At 64.6% G+C, this 13,834-nt stretch carries 12 protein-coding genes and 3 tRNA genes; 9 read left to right on the top strand and 6 right to left on the bottom strand.

All coding sequences use genetic code 11. The features are described 5' to 3' along the window. Nucleotides 1-42 precede the first annotated feature (42 nt). The 3 genes from BM031_RS05655 to BM031_RS05645 all read left to right on the top strand — a co-directional run bounded on the left by BM031_RS05655 (nt 43) and on the right by BM031_RS05645 (nt 3,901). Nucleotides 43-2,058: a hybrid sensor histidine kinase/response regulator gene (locus tag BM031_RS05655; RefSeq protein WP_091872231.1), complete on the top strand. Its 2,016-nt coding sequence runs from the start codon at nt 43-45 to the stop codon at nt 2,056-2,058. Between the two features lie 117 nt (nt 2,059-2,175). Beyond that, entirely contained in the window at nt 2,176-2,616 is a 441-nt protein-coding gene (locus BM031_RS05650) for an FKBP-type peptidyl-prolyl cis-trans isomerase (RefSeq protein ID WP_091872228.1), read from the top strand. 415 nt (nt 2,617-3,031) lie between these two features. Beyond that, nucleotides 3,032-3,901 (top strand): trypsin-like serine protease, encoded by an 870-nt coding sequence (locus BM031_RS05645; RefSeq protein WP_091872448.1) that lies wholly within the window; start codon nt 3,032-3,034, stop codon nt 3,899-3,901. Nucleotides 3,902-3,998: 97 nt separating this feature from the next. Here BM031_RS05645 and uvrB read toward each other — a convergent pair whose 3' ends face one another. Next, nucleotides 3,999-6,095, bottom strand: a complete 2,097-nt coding sequence (gene uvrB / locus BM031_RS05640) for an excinuclease ABC subunit UvrB (RefSeq protein WP_091872225.1) — start codon at nt 6,093-6,095, stop codon at nt 3,999-4,001. Between the two features lie 106 nt (nt 6,096-6,201). Between uvrB and BM031_RS05635 the strand changes: the two genes are divergently transcribed. The 4 genes from BM031_RS05635 to BM031_RS05620 all read left to right on the top strand — a co-directional run bounded on the left by BM031_RS05635 (nt 6,202) and on the right by BM031_RS05620 (nt 8,868). Then, entirely contained in the window at nt 6,202-7,413 is a 1,212-nt protein-coding gene (locus BM031_RS05635; protein WP_091872223.1) for an amino acid aminotransferase, read from the top strand. A gap of 114 nt (nt 7,414-7,527) precedes the next feature. Then, a tRNA-Asn gene (locus BM031_RS05630) sits at nt 7,528-7,603 on the top strand. Nucleotides 7,604-7,966: 363 nt separating this feature from the next. Further along, nucleotides 7,967-8,725: an alpha/beta fold hydrolase gene (locus BM031_RS05625; RefSeq protein WP_229408629.1), complete on the top strand. Its 759-nt coding sequence runs from the start codon at nt 7,967-7,969 to the stop codon at nt 8,723-8,725. A 67-nt stretch (nt 8,726-8,792) separates the two neighbouring features. Further along, nucleotides 8,793-8,868, top strand: a tRNA-Asn gene (locus tag BM031_RS05620). A 191-nt stretch (nt 8,869-9,059) separates the two neighbouring features. On the opposite strand, the gene purT is transcribed toward BM031_RS05620, so the two are convergent. Continuing rightward, nucleotides 9,060-10,268, bottom strand: a complete 1,209-nt coding sequence (gene purT, locus BM031_RS05615) for a formate-dependent phosphoribosylglycinamide formyltransferase (RefSeq protein ID WP_091872220.1) — start codon at nt 10,266-10,268, stop codon at nt 9,060-9,062. Between the two features lie 126 nt (nt 10,269-10,394). Here purT and BM031_RS05610 point away from each other — a divergent pair. Then, nucleotides 10,395-10,470 (top strand) — tRNA-Asn (locus tag BM031_RS05610). A 177-nt stretch (nt 10,471-10,647) separates the two neighbouring features. On the opposite strand, the gene BM031_RS26330 is transcribed toward BM031_RS05610, so the two are convergent. From BM031_RS26330 to BM031_RS05600, 3 genes are read right to left on the bottom strand one after another with little or no spacing between them, the layout of a single operon-like run. Beyond that, a complete protein-coding gene (locus BM031_RS26330; protein WP_370660039.1) occupies nt 10,648-10,980 on the bottom strand; it encodes a YeeE/YedE family protein in 333 nt (110 codons plus the stop codon). Then, on the bottom strand, nt 10,968-11,228 hold the full coding sequence (locus BM031_RS05605) for a YeeE/YedE family protein (RefSeq protein ID WP_370660037.1): 261 nt from the start codon (nt 11,226-11,228) through the stop codon (nt 10,968-10,970). Before BM031_RS05605 ends, BM031_RS26330 begins: the two co-directional genes overlap by 13 nt. A gap of 25 nt (nt 11,229-11,253) precedes the next feature. Beyond that, nucleotides 11,254-11,583, bottom strand: a complete 330-nt coding sequence (locus tag BM031_RS05600; protein ID WP_229408627.1) for a hypothetical protein — start codon at nt 11,581-11,583, stop codon at nt 11,254-11,256. A gap of 160 nt (nt 11,584-11,743) precedes the next feature. On the opposite strand from BM031_RS05600, the gene BM031_RS05595 reads away from it, so the two are divergent. Next, nucleotides 11,744-13,390, top strand: a complete 1,647-nt coding sequence (locus BM031_RS05595; protein ID WP_091872218.1) for a response regulator — start codon at nt 11,744-11,746, stop codon at nt 13,388-13,390. On the opposite strand, the gene BM031_RS05590 is transcribed toward BM031_RS05595, so the two are convergent. Further along, a complete protein-coding gene (locus tag BM031_RS05590; protein WP_091872215.1) occupies nt 13,372-13,827 on the bottom strand; it encodes a response regulator in 456 nt (151 codons plus the stop codon). The two genes, BM031_RS05595 and BM031_RS05590, sit on opposite strands and share 19 nt — an antisense overlap. Nucleotides 13,828-13,834 lie beyond the last annotated feature (7 nt).

Genomic DNA, 13,834 nt, shown 5'->3' with positions numbered 1-13,834 from the left:
TGATAACACGACCAGCACGGCCGCGGCCGTACCACCCACAGCATGAAACCCGAACACGAGACTCCGTCCGAATGGCTGCCTTTCCTCAGTGGGGGCGGGCAGATGGGAGCCATGATGCGGGCGCACGACTGGTCGGCTTCGCCCCTGGGCCACCCGCGCGCGTGGCCGCAGGCCCTGCGCACGACGGTTGGCCTGATGCTCAACTCGAAGTTCCCGATGTTCGTGGCCTGGGGGCCGGAGCTGGGCTTCCTGTACAACGATTCCTACGTTCCTGTGTTGGGCAAGAAGCACCCTGCGGCGCAGGGCGCGCGCTTCCATGATGTCTGGCGCGAGATCTGGGACGATATCCATCCCCTCATCGTGCGCGCGCTGCGTGGCGAAGCCAGCTATCTGGACCGGCTGCCGCTGCGCATGAACCGCCATGGCTACGACGAGGACACCTGGTTCCGCTTTTCGTACTCGCCGGTGCGCGACGAAGACGGCACGGTGGCCGGGATGTTCTGCGCCTGCGTCGAGATGACCGGCGAGGTGCTGGCCGAGCGCTACCGGGAAGAGGAAAACCAGCGCCTCATGACGCTGTTCGAGCAGGCGCCCGGCATCATCGCCGTGCTGCGCGGCCCGAATCACGTCTTCGAGCTCACCAACCGCTCCTACCTGCAGCTGGTCGGGCACCGCGCGCTGGTCGGCAAGCCGGCGCGCGAAGCCATTCCCGAGGTGGCGGGGCAGGGCTTCTTCGAGCTGCTCGACCAGGTCTATACCACGGGCGAAACCTTCGTCGGCCATGCGGTGCCGCTGCGCGTCCAGCGCGACGCCAACGGTCCGCTGGAAGAGCGCTTCATCGACTTCGTGTACCAGCCGATCCGCGGGCCGAAGGGCGATGTCGAGGGCATTTTCGTCGAGGGCAGCGACGTCACGATCCGCAAGCGCGTGGAAGACGAACTGCGGGCGGCGAACCGGCAGAAGGACCAATTCCTGGCAATGCTGGCGCACGAGCTGCGCAACCCGCTGGCGCCGATCATTACCGCGGCCCAGCTGCTGCAGCGCGGCGCGCTCGACCCGCAGCGCGCGCGCCACGCCAGCGACATCATCGTGCGCCAGGCCGAACACATGACCCACCTGGTGAACGACCTGCTCGACGTCTCGCGCGTCACGCGCGGCCTGGCCGACATCGAGAGGGAAGAACTCGACGTGGCCGGCATCGTGGGCGGCGCCGTCGAACAGGTGCGGCCGCTGCTGGATGCGCGGCGCCATGAACTGGCGCTGCAGGTGGCGCCGCAGCCGCTGCATGTGTCGGGCGACCGCACGCGCCTGGTGCAGGTGGTGTCGAATATCCTGAACAACGCGGCCAAGTACACGCCGCCGGGGGGGCGGATCGTCCTGCAGGTGCGGGTAGAGGCGGGCGAAGCCGTGATTGCCGTGTGCGACAACGGGCAGGGCATCGAGCCGCAGGTGCTGCCCTATATCTTCGACCTGTTCACCCAGGCCGAACGCACGCCGGACCGCTCGCAGGGCGGGCTGGGCATTGGGCTGGCGCTGGTCAAGAGCCTGGTCGCGCTGCACGGCGGGCGGGTGGCCGCATACAGCGAAGGCGTCGACCGGGGCAGCGAATTCGTCGTGCGCCTGCCGCTGCTGGAAGCGGCGCCGGCGCCCTTGGCGCAGGAGCCGGCGGCGCACGCGGCCAGCGGCCCGGTACGCGTGCTGGTGGTCGACGACAATGCCGACGCGGCGCAGATGCTTGCCACGCTGCTGGAGGCGCATGGCCACCTGGTCAGCGTGGAGTACGACGGCAACAGTGGCCTGGCGCGCGCCCTGCGCGAGCAGCCCGACGCCATGCTGCTCGATATCGGCTTGCCCGACATGGATGGCCACGAACTGGCGCGCCGGCTGCGCGCCGCGCCCGGTACCGCCAACGCCACCCTGATCGCGCTGACCGGCTATGGCCAGCGCGAAGACCGCGAGCGGGCGCACCAGGCGGGCTTTGACCAGCACCTGGTCAAGCCGGCCGACCTGTCGGAACTGCTGCGCATCCTGGCGGACGTTCGCGCACAGGCGGCTTAGGCGCTTGGGGGGCATGCCTGCCCCCATCTTGTGCGGATCTCTCCACTGAGCAATACTGCTCCCGCACGGCTCCTTGCCGTACGCCGACACCCATCCACCCGTCCAAAGAGCACAACAATGAAAACACACCTCGCCCTGGCCCTTGGTCTGGCCTTCTCCCTGTCCATCGCCCCCGCCGCCGCCCAAAAAGCGCCTGCTGCCTCCGCCGCCAAGCCGGCTGCCACTGTCAAGAAAACCGACACCAGGGTCGGCACTGGCAAGCTGGCCGAAGCCGGCAAGTCCGTCACGGTCCACTACACCGGCTGGCTCTACAGCCCGAAGGCCCCGAAAGGGCATGGCCAGCAGGTCGACAGCTCGGTCGGCAGCGAGCCGTTCACCTTCCCGCTGGGCGCCGGCAGGGTCATTCCAGGCTGGGACCAGGGTGTGGCAGGCATGAAAGTCGGCGGCAAGCGCACGCTGGTGATTCCTGGGGAACTCGGCTATGGCGCACGCGGCGCGGGCCCGATTCCCCCGAACGCCAACCTGATCTTCGATGTGGAGCTGCTGGATGTGAAGTAGCGCGGTACTGCGCGAGTGGGTTCTGCTCGCGCAGATTTCATGTCGGAAATTTTTACATTAGGCCTAAAGATACTTCACAGTTTTAAGCTAAGCGATTGATGCAATTGGTAAATTTCCTGTTGGCATAAACGTTGCTATCTCCCTGGCATCGCTATAGCGATCGCACAGAACATATGTCCATAACAAAGGGATGAAAATGCTGAATCGGAAAGTGTCGTTCAAGAAGCTTGCTTGATGTTGTCGCAGTGAGCCTGTTGCTGGGCAGCGCGTCGTTTGCGCAGGCATCAGCTGTTCCTGGCGGTATTGTGTCGCCGCTGATTACCGCCGGCGCGCCGCCAGATAGCCTAATGCCCACATCGATCCGAACACCAGTTCGTCGAAGTTCTCGGGTGTGGTCAGTATCAATATCCGTTACATGGTTGGTGCAGTACAGCAATCGTTCCTCTGCTCGGGCGCACTGGTTGGCAAGCGCCAGGTGGTCTCTGCCGACCACTGCGTTGATACCAACGGGAACGGTGCTTACGTTGACCTCACCAAGCCTGGCAATGACGTGCGCGTCGTCTTCAACAGCGATGGCAATGTGAACGCACTGATCAACGCATCGTCGTTCGCAGTGCACTCGGACTACAAGGGATTCAATGTTTGCCCGAATGGCAGCAGCGGTTGCGTCAACGACGACGTGGCGGTGCTGACCCTGGCCCAGGATGCCCCGGCCTCCGCCCAGATCTACAAGGTGGCGGTCAACCCGCTGCTAAGCGGTACGCATATCATCATGGCGGGCTACGGTACCACGGGTAACGGCGTGACCGGCTACGCGGCCAACTCGTCGAGCTTCGTCACCAAGCGCACCGGCGAAAACTATGCCGACCTGTTCGATGGTGACGACGAGCAAAACTTTGCCGGCAATGCCGAAGTGTTCTATGCCGACTTCGATGGTGCCGGCCGCGACACCTTCTGCACCCGCTACGGCGTCTGCTCCCCGATTCTGCCAAACAACCGTGAATCCGGCATTGGCGCCGGCGACTCCGGTGGCCCGTCCTTCGTCGAGATGTACGGCGAACTGATGCTGGTTGCGAACAACACCTTCAGCGGCCGCTTCACCGGTCAGGTTGCAGGCACCTTCGGCACCTACTTCGGCGGCATGATCATGGGCGCGTACACCGACTTCCTGCAGCAGGCAACCGGTGGCCGCATCGCCTTCGTTCCGGAACCAGGCAGCATCGCGCTGCTGGGCCTGGGCGGCCTGTTCGTGCTGGGCTCGCGCCGTCGTCGTTCGGCCAAGTAATCCCGCAATAAGAACGGCCCGCGCGAGCGGGCCTGTTCCAGATAAAAAAACACCCTGGCTGCTCGCACAGCCAGGGTGTTTTTTTTGCGTGCAGTGCTTACTTGCCGAGCATCGATACCACGTTGTCCGTCCCCGGCGCGCCGAAGGCCTGCTGCTTGAGCACATGCAGCTGGTCGCGCACCTGCGCCGCCTTTTCGAACTCGAGGTTGCGGGCGTGGTCCACCATGAGTTTTTCGAGGCGTTTGATCTCCTTGCTGATCTGCTTCTCGCTCATCGACTCGACTTTTGCCGTCGCCGCGTCCTCAAGGACGCCCTCGACCATGGCACGTTGCGCGGCGTTGCTGTAGACGCCGTCGATCATGTCCTTGATCTTCTTCTTCACGCCGATCGGGGTGATGCCGTTGGCCGTGTTGAAGGCGATCTGCTTGGCGCGGCGGCGTTCGGTCTCGTCGATCGCGCGGCGCATCGAGTCGGTGATTTGGTCACCGTAAAGAATGGCGACACCATTGAGGTTACGCGCAGCCCGGCCGATGGTCTGGATAAGGGAACGCTCGGAACGCAGGAAACCTTCCTTGTCCGCGTCCAGCACCGCCACCAGCGATACTTCCGGCAAGTCCAGACCCTCGCGCAGCAGGTTGATCCCGACCAGCACGTCGAAGGTGCCCAGGCGCAGATCGCGCAGGATCTCCACCCGTTCCACGGTCTCGATGTCGCTGTGCAGGTAGCGCACCTTGATGCCGTGGTCGCCCAGGTATTCGGTGAGCTGCTCGGCCATGCGCTTGGTGAGGGTGGTGACCAACACCCGTTCGTCCTTGGCGATGCGGTCGTTGATCTCGCCCATCAGGTCGTCGACCTGCGAACGGGCAGGGCGCACGATGATCTGCGGGTCGACCAGGCCGGTGGGGCGCACCACCTGCTCGACCACGTTGTCGGCCTTGCCGTTCTCATAGTCGGCCGGCGTGGCCGAGACAAAGATCGTCTGGCGCATCTTGGACTCGAATTCGGTGAACTTGAGCGGCCGGTTGTCCAGCGCCGACGGCAGGCGGAAGCCGAAATCGACCAGGTTCACCTTGCGCGAGCGGTCGCCGTTGTACATGGCGTTGAGCTGGCCGATCATGACGTGGGACTCGTCCATGAACATCAGCGCGTCTTTCGGCAGGTAGTCGATCAGGGTCGGCGGCGGCTCGCCCGGCATCGAGCCGGACAGGTGGCGCGAGTAGTTCTCGATGCCCTTGGTGAAGCCGATTTCGGCCAGCATCTCGAGATCGAAACGGGTGCGCTGCTCGAGGCGCTGCTCTTCGATGAGTTTATTCTGCTGGCGGAATTCTTCGAGCCGGTCGCGCAGTTCGGCCTTGATCGATTCGACCGCCTTGAGCACCGTGCCGCGCGCCGTCACGTAGTGCGAGCCCGGATACACGGTGAAGCGCGGGATCTTCTGGCGCACGCGGCCGGTGAGCGGGTCGAACAGCTGCAAGGATTCGATTTCGTCGTCGAACATCTCGACCCGGATCGCCAGTTCGGCGTGCTCCGCCGGGAAGATGTCGATGGTGTCGCCGCGCACGCGGAAGGAGCCGCGCGAGAAATCCATCTCGTTGCGGGTGTACTGCATCTGGATCAGGCGCGCGATGATGTCGCGCTGCGCCACCTTGTCCTTGTGGCGCAAGGTGAGGATCATCTTGTGGTATTCGTTCGGATTACCGATGCCGTAGATCGCCGACACGGTGGCCACGATGACCACGTCGCGCCGCTCCATCAGCGACTTGGTGCAGGACAGGCGCATCTGCTCGATATGCTCGTTGATCGACGAGTCCTTTTCGATGAACAGGTCGCGCTGCGGCACGTAGGCTTCCGGCTGGTAGTAATCGTAGTAGGACACGAAATATTCCACCGCGTTCTGCGGGAAGAATTCGCGGAACTCCGCATACAGCTGGGCCGCCAGCGTTTTGTTGGGTGCGAAGACGATCGCCGGGCGGCCGGCCTGCGCGATAACGTTCGCCATCGTGTAGGTCTTGCCCGAGCCGGTCACGCCAAGCAGGGTCTGGTACATCAGGCCGTCGTTGATGCCTTCCATGAGGCCGGCGATCGCGGTCGGCTGGTCGCCGGCCGGCGCGAACGGCTGGTGCAGCTTGAACGGCGAGCCGGGGTAGGTGATGACGGTCGGTTCCGGGGCATTTGCGATGGATAAATCAACCATACTTTCAGACCTTTGCTAGAATGAGAATCCCGTTGCGGCACTGCAGCAAGAGTGTCGCTGTCTATACAACAGCTGCGAACCCACCGACCAAACCCAGTTTATCACGATGACTTCCACAGCCTCCGCCAGCCTCTTCGGCGCCATTGAAATGGCGCCCCGCGACCCAATCCTGGGCATTACCGAAGCATTCAACGCCGACACCAATCCGGCCAAGATCAACCTGGGGGTCGGCGTCTACTATGACGACAAGGGCAAGGTGCCTTTGCTGCAGTGCGTGCAGAAGGCGGAAGCGAAGCTGATGGAGCAGCCCTTGCCGCGTACCTACCTGCCGATCGAAGGCCTGGCGGCGTACGACAAGGCCGTGCAAGAGCTGGTATTTGGGGCCGGCAGCGCCGTAATTCAAGACAAGCGAGCGATTACCGTGCAGGCCATCGGCGGCACCGGCGCGCTCAAGCTGGGCGCCGATTTCCTCAAGCGTTTCGTGCCGGGTTCGGACGTCTACATCAGCGATCCGAGCTGGGAAAACCACCGCGCGCTGTTCGAAAGCGCCGGCTTCGCCGTCCACAACTACGCCTACTACGACGCCGCCACCCACGGCGTGAACTTCGACGGCATGCTGGCCGCCCTGAAGGCCATGCCGCGCGCCTCGATCGTCGTGCTGCACGCCTGCTGCCACAACCCGACCGGCGCCGACCTGACCCAGGACCAGTGGACCCAGGTCATCGCCGCCGTGCTCGAAGGCGGCCTGGTGCCCTTCCTCGACATGGCCTACCAGGGCTTCGGCGCGGGCATCGACGAAGACGGCGCCGTGGTGCGCCGCTTCGCCGACACCGGCATGCCCTTCCTGGTGTCGAACTCGTTCTCGAAGTCGTTCTCGCTGTACGGCGAGCGCGTCGGCGCGCTGTCGATCGTCTCGACCAGCGCCGAAGAATCGGCACGCGTACTCTCGCAGCTCAAGCGCGTGATCCGCACCAACTACTCGAACCCGCCAAGCCACGCCGCCAAGGCCGTCGCGATGGTGCTGTCCACGCCCGAACTGCGCAAGCTGTGGGAAGAAGAGCTGGCTGGCATGCGCGTGCGCATCCGCGAAATGCGCAGCGCCATGGTCGAGAAGCTCAAGGAAAAGGCCCCCGGCCACGACTTCGAATTCGTGCGCCAGCAGGTGGGCATGTTCTCGTACTCGGGCCTGACCAAGGAGCAGGTCGGCAAGCTGCGCGAGCAGTCGATCTATGCGGTCGACACCGGCCGCATCTGCGTCGCCGCCCTGAACTCGACCAACCTCGACCGCGTCGTTGACGCCGTCGCGAAAGTTCTTTAAAATCTCGGCTCTTCGGACCTGGCGCAAGCTGGTTCCGAAGAGCAGCAGAAGTTTCTGCATGACACGCCGCCAGTTTGACAGCGAGTCATTGCAAAGATAAAATGCTGTCTCAATTCCCTGATAGCTCAGTTGGTAGAGCGACGGACTGTTAATCCGCAGGTCCCTGGTTCGAGTCCAGGTCGGGGAGCCAGAATGTGAAAGGCCACATCGTGAGATGTGGCCTTTTTGTTTTTGGTGGGGTTTGGGTGTGCTGCACGGATGAGTAGGCGTGCGGCCATGAACGATGAGTCGCCACTTTCTTCTGGCAGCTACGACTACCGGCGAAGGCCGAAATGATGCCATTGGCATCATTTCGCCCAAGTTCCGCGCATCCCACGTAAGCATCCGCGAAGCGACAACATAACGCGACGAAATTGGGTCCCGGCCTGCGCCGGGACGACGTTGGTTAGTTGCGGGATGATGAGGGTTGATCGACGTTGGGATCGTCGCATTAAGTTGCCATCCCACATACACACAGCGTACGCTGCCCCCACCATCCTCCTCAGGGCACACAGTGAAGCAACTTCCAAAAAGCAGAAGCATCGCCGTCGCCAACCAGGTGCTGCGCTTTTCCATGTCAGGGCAGGGCAGCCCCACCATCGTCATGCTCAACGGCGCCGGCGGCCCGCTCGAAGGATGGCACCGGCTGTTTCCCGATATCCAGCAGCTTGGCACGGTGGTGAGCTATGACCGGCCCGGTGTGGGCGGCAGCACGCATCCCCGCGAGCCGCAGCTGGGCACCACGGTCGTGCTGCAGCTGCGCGCACTGCTGCGCGAGATCGGCGCGAGGCCGCCCTTCGTGCTGGTCGGGCATTCGTTCGGCGGGCTGCATGCCAACCTGTTCGCGCGGGTCTATCCGGAAGAGACCGGCGGCGTGCTGTTCCTGGACGCCACGGCGCCCGACGATGTCGTCAACATGAAGCGCTATCGCTCCGGCCTGCAGCGCGCAATGGCCGGCCTGCTGGAGCGCTTCTCGCCGCTCGATCCGCATGACGAGATCAGCAACGAACTGGAAACGGTCGCCGAGATCGCGGAAGTGGCCGCCTTCCCGCCGATCCCCGTCACCGTGCTGTCCGGCGGCAAGCGGCTGCCGCGCTGGATGGTGTCAAGCGATGCGCTGCGCGAGCGCGAACGCAACCAGGAAGCGCTGGCGCGCCTGTCGCCGCTGGGAGAACGGGTGATTGCAACCGGCAGCGCGCATTTTCCACAGATGTCGGAACCGCAGCTCGTGCTGGACGAGTTGGCGAAACTGGTCAAGCGCGCATCGCAGTAAGAAATATTGCCTTTCGATAGCTCGCGCTTCGCGAAATCGTAAACCGCTGCTATAATACGGCCTCTAATCCCTGATAGCTCAGTTGGTAGAGCGACGGACTGTTAATCCGCAGGTCCCTGGTTCGAGTCCAGGTCGGGGAGCCAGAATTTGAAGGGCCGCATGTGAATGCGGCCCTTTTTGTTTTGGGCTGAGGAATACGCTGCAGTCTGAATGCGGCCCGGACCGATGATTCACCACCTTCCGCCGGGACGACGGTGGTGAGGGCGGGGAGTGATCAGGTGGTGCGGACTTCGGAACCACTGGCGCCGCAGCGCCATTCCCATCCCGTCAGCGCCTAGCGGACCACTGGTTTGACGCGCGAGGCCGCTTCCAGCGCCCGCTGGCGCGCGGTATCGACGTCGCCGGCGGTCGCCAGCGCCACGCCCATGCGGCGGCGTTCGAAGGATTCCGGCTTGCCGAACAGGCGCAGGTCCGTGCCCGGCACGCGCAGCGCATCGGCCACGCCCTCGAAGGCGATGCCGGTGGCGTCATGCTGGCCGTAGATGACGGCCGATGCGCCCGGCGCGCGCAGCGCCACGTTCACGGGCAGGCCCAGGATGGCTTTTGCATGCAGTTCGAACTCGCTCTGCACCTGGCTGGCCATGGTCACCATGCCGGTGTCGTGCGGACGCGGGCTCACTTCCGAGAACCACACCATTTCGCCTTTCACGAACAGCTCCACGCCGAACACGCCGCAGCCGCCCAGGTCCGCCGTCACCTTCGCTGCGATGTCGCGCGCACGGTCCAGCGCCACCGGGTCCATCGGGTGCGGCTGCCACGATTCCACGTAGTCGCCCTGCACCTGCTTGTGGCCGATCGGCTCGCAAAAACCGGTCTCGACCTGGCCGTCCGCGCCCACCGAGCGCACCGTCAGCAGCGTGATCTCGTAGTCGAAGTCGATGAAGCCTTCCGCGATCACGCGGCCGGCGTCGACCCGGCTGCCGCTGGCCGCGTAGTCCCACGCGGCCGCCACGTCTGCGGCGCTGTCGAGCTTCGACTGTCCCTTGCCGGATGAGGACATGACCGGTTTCACCACGCAGGGGAAACCGACATGCGCGCAGGCCTGCTGCAGTTCTTCGAGGCTGCTGGCGAAACGGTAGGGCGAGGTGGGCAGCCCGAGCTCCTCGGCCGCCAGGCGCCGGATGCCTTCGCGGTTCATGGTCAGCATCGCCGCGCGCGCGGTCGGGATGCAGGTGATCTGGCCCGCTTGCTCCAGCGCCAGCAGGGTCTCGGTGGCGATGGCCTCGATTTCCGGCACCACGAGGTCGGGCTTCTCCAGCGCGATCAGCGCGGACAGTGCGGCGCCGTCGGTCATGTCGATGACGTGGGCGCGGTGCGCGACCTGGTGGCCGGGCGCATTCGGATAGCGGTCGACCGCGATCACTTCGACACCCAGGCGCTGCAGGGAAATGATGACTTCCTTGCCGAGTTCACCGGAGCCGAGCAGCATGACCTTGGTGGCGGAAGGGGAGAGTGGGGTACCGAAGAGGCGGGACGTTGTCATGGGAATGTTGGGGCGAAAACAAAGGAGTGGCGACTATAGCAAAGCCCCCCGCACCTTGCTTCCCGAGGTCCATTTACGCGAGGCACTGGTCAAATCCATTTTGGCTCGCTATAATGCGGCCTCTTTTCCCTGATAGCTCAGTTGGTAGAGCGACGGACTGTTAATCCGCAGGTCCCTGGTTCGAGTCCAGGTCGGGGAGCCAGAATTCGAAGGGCCGCATGTGAATGCGGCCCTTTTTGTATTGGTCGATGAATGAAGGCGTTTTCAGAATGCGGCCCCGAAGATTGAATAGCCGCAAACTCCTCCCGTCGTCCCGGCCTTCGCCGGGACGACGTTGTTTGAGGTTTGTGGTGGGGTGGGGGCAGCGACTTCGGAAGCCCTAACGACCCGACGCCCGCATCCTCCCAACCACCTCATACACCCCCATCCCCGCCACCATCGCACCGACAAACACCAGCGGCTTTACCCCACCCCACACCAGCGACACCAGCGCCGGTCCGGGGCAGTAGCCCGCCAGCCCCCAGCCCAGGCCGAACACCAGGCTGCCAAGGACCAGCCGCCGGTCGGTGACGAAGCCGGCCGCCATGAAGGCGACGGTGGCGGCGAACGCGCGCGGCGAGCCGTGTGACAGCCCGCAGATGCCATGGCCGCTGGTGAAGCCGGACCCATAGCGGGTGCCCACGCCTACCAGCAGCCCGGCTAGCAGCGGCAGGCTGGCGTCGACCCGGGCCTCGGGCAGCGCTGCGAACAGCCCCAGACCAGCGGCGCGCCAAGCAGGCCGGCCAGGAAGGCAATCCGCCAGCCGGTCTCACCGGGCCTGGGCCTGAGCAGCCCGCCGACGATGCCGCTGATGCCGGCGACGCGGCCGACCAGCAGGATGAACAGCGCGATGCCGGCGCCGATCAGGAGGCCGCCGGCGAGCGAGGTCCAGGGTGTGGAGTGGATCCAGTCGATTTGCATGCCGGTCTCACCGCAGCCGAACAAGCTAGCGGAACTTCTTCTTGTTCGATGTATCGGTACGAGTATAGAAGCCGGGCGGCTTCTTCGCCACCCAGTCGATGAAGGCGCGGATCGCGTCGTGCCCGCGCAGGGCCTCCCAGGTGTGGTAGGCCTGCAGCAGCTCGCGCTCTGTAAATGCCGAGTGGATCTTGCGGTGGCAGATCTTGTGGATCGGGAACTGTTCCTTGCCCTTGAAGGTCTTGGGCACCAGGTGGTGGCGGTCGATATTGACGGATCCCAGTGCGCGGCCGCACAGCGGGCACAGGGCGTCAGGCAGGGGCGAGGACTCAACCGGTTCGGAGCGGCGCTTGGGCATGCGGCGTAGATGGCGCCGCCATCCCCCGCTTGCAAGGAGGATGTGCTGTAAATACGTGCGCACGCCTCAAAATCGTCAAATGTATCGGAACTGAAGTGAGTGATGTAGAATTAACGCTTACCATTTTGCAAGATCGTGTCGCATCTGTGACCCTTACGCAATGATTGACGATCGTCCTGACTGCTCCATTCTCCTCATCGATGATGAGCCCTTTGCACAGGACATCATTACGCATGGCCTGAAGGGCTGTGTCGGCCATACACTCTGCTACGAATCGAGCCCCGCACGCGCGGTCGAGCTGGCGCGCGAACTGCGCGCCACCGTGGTGCTGGTCGACCTGCGCATGCCCGACCTCGACGGCTTCGAGGTCACCGCCCGCCTGCGCGCCCATCCCGATACCGAAGACGTCCCCATCATCGTGCTGTCGTCCGAGGACGACCCGGAGGTCAAGGCCCGGGCCTTTGCCGTCGGCGCCAACGATTATCTGGTGAAATGGCCCGACCCGCGCGAGCTGGTGGCGCGCGTGCGTTACCACAGCGGCGCCTGCATCGCCCGGCGCCAGCGCGACGCCGCGTTCGCGTCGCTGCGGGTGAGCCAGGAGCAGCTCGCGGCCAGCCAACTGGCCCTGCACCAGGCCCAGAAGATGGAAGCGATCGGCCAGCTCACCGGCGGCGTTGCGCACGACTTCAACAATGTGTTGCAGATCATCGGCGGCAACCTGCAGCTGCTCAAGCTGGTGGGGAACCTGAACGACAGCGCCAAGGGCCGCGTCGACATGGCGCTGTCGGGCGTGGAGCGCGGCGCCAAGCTGGCGGCCCACCTGCTGGCCTTCGCGCGGCGCCAGCCGCTGCAGTCGGTGGTGGTCGATCCGGCCCACCTGCTGCGCGACATGGACGACATGATGCGCCGTGTGCTGGGCCCGAGCGCGCGCATCGTCACCGAGATCGAGCCGGGGCTGGGCAGCACCCTGGTCGACCCCAACCAGCTCAATAACGTGCTGCTGAACCTGGCCATCAATGCGCGCGACGCCATGGCCGGCAGCGGCACCCTGACCATCCGCGCCTGCAACGCCGGCCTTGGGGCCGCCCTGCCGCCTGAAGTGGCGCCGGGCGACTACGTCATGCTCGAAGTGGCCGATACCGGCAAGGGCATGCCGCAGGACGTGCTGCAGCGCGCCTTCGAACCTTTCTTCACCACCAAGTCGACCGGGCAGGGCACCGGCCTGGGCCTGTCGATGGCCTATGGCTTCGTGAAGCAGTCCGGGGGCGAGATCGTGCTGCGCAGCGAGATCGGGCGCGGCACCAGCGTGCGCATCTACCTGCCGCGCAGCGATGCGGCCCCAAGCGAAGCCGAGCCCGTGCACAGCGCGCCGCTGGCCGGCGGCCTGGAAACCATCCTGGTGGTCGAGGACGAAGCCCACGTGCGCGATTCGACCTGCGGCATCTTGTCGGCGCTGGGCTACGAGGTGCTGGAGGCGGCCGACGCGCTGGAAGCGGTGGAAGTGATCGAGAGCGGGCGCCACATCGACCTGGTGTTCTCGGACGTGATCATGCCGGGGCCCGTCAGCAGCCTGCAGCTGGGCGAGATCGTGCGCGAGCGCCTGCCGCATGCGCAGCTGCTGTACACCTCGGGCTATGCCGAAGGCGTGCTGGCCCACGAGGGCAAGCTGGACGCGTCGGTGCACCTGCTGCAGAAACCCTACCACCCGGACGCGCTCAGTGCGCGCATCCGCCACCTGCTGCGCCGTGGGCAGCGCCACCGGCATGCAGCCGGCTCAGGCCAACAGTCTCACTTGGGCTTGACGTAGCGGCGCGAGCCCGGCGGCGGTTCGTTCAGGACCGCCCAGAAGATGCCCAGGTCGGCGATCGCGCGCAGGAACTCGGTAAAATCCACCGGCTTGACCACGTAGGCGTTCACGCCCAGCGAATAGCTGCGCACCACGTCCTGCTCTTCCTTGGACGAGGTCAGCATCACTACCGGCACGCTGCGCAATGTTTCGGTGTCGCGGATTTCCTTGAGCACTTCGAGCCCGTCCACCTTCGGCAGCTTCAGGTCGAGCAGGATGACGGCCGGGTTGCCGACCGGGCGCCCGGAGAATTCGCCTTCGCGGCGCAGGTAGTCCAGCGCGTCCGCGCCGTCGCGCATGACGACCACCTCGTTGGCAAGCTGGCTCTTCGACAACGCGATCAGCGTCAGTTCGAGGTCATGCGGGTTGTCTTCGACAAGAAGAATGGGCTTGAGCATCGTGGCC

Source organism: Massilia yuzhufengensis (assembly GCF_900112225.1).
Taxonomy (GTDB): Bacteria; Pseudomonadota; Gammaproteobacteria; order Burkholderiales; family Burkholderiaceae_D; genus Telluria; species Telluria yuzhufengensis.
The sequence above is the reverse complement of the archived record's forward strand: the minus strand, read 5'-3'. Positions and strand labels throughout refer to the sequence as shown.

Coding starts and splice junctions, on each gene's coding strand:
- BM031_RS05650 (WP_091872228.1), top strand. CDS start 2,176: ATGAAAACACACCTCGCCCTGGCCCTTGGTCTGGCCTTCTCCCTGTCC.
- BM031_RS05635 (WP_091872223.1), top strand. CDS start 6,202: ATGACTTCCACAGCCTCCGCCAGCCTCTTCGGCGCCATTGAAATGGCG.
- BM031_RS05645 (WP_091872448.1), top strand. CDS start 3,032: ATGGTTGGTGCAGTACAGCAATCGTTCCTCTGCTCGGGCGCACTGGTT.
- purT (WP_091872220.1), bottom strand. CDS start 10,268: ATGACAACGTCCCGCCTCTTCGGTACCCCACTCTCCCCTTCCGCCACC.
- uvrB (WP_091872225.1), bottom strand. CDS start 6,095: ATGGTTGATTTATCCATCGCAAATGCCCCGGAACCGACCGTCATCACC.
- BM031_RS05600 (WP_229408627.1), bottom strand. CDS start 11,583: ATGCCCAAGCGCCGCTCCGAACCGGTTGAGTCCTCGCCCCTGCCTGAC.
- BM031_RS05605 (WP_370660037.1), bottom strand. CDS start 11,228: ATGCAAATCGACTGGATCCACTCCACACCCTGGACCTCGCTCGCCGGC.
- BM031_RS05590 (WP_091872215.1), bottom strand. CDS start 13,827: ATGCTCAAGCCCATTCTTCTTGTCGAAGACAACCCGCATGACCTCGAA.
- BM031_RS05655 (WP_091872231.1), top strand. CDS start 43: ATGAAACCCGAACACGAGACTCCGTCCGAATGGCTGCCTTTCCTCAGT.
- BM031_RS05595 (WP_091872218.1), top strand. CDS start 11,744: ATGATTGACGATCGTCCTGACTGCTCCATTCTCCTCATCGATGATGAG.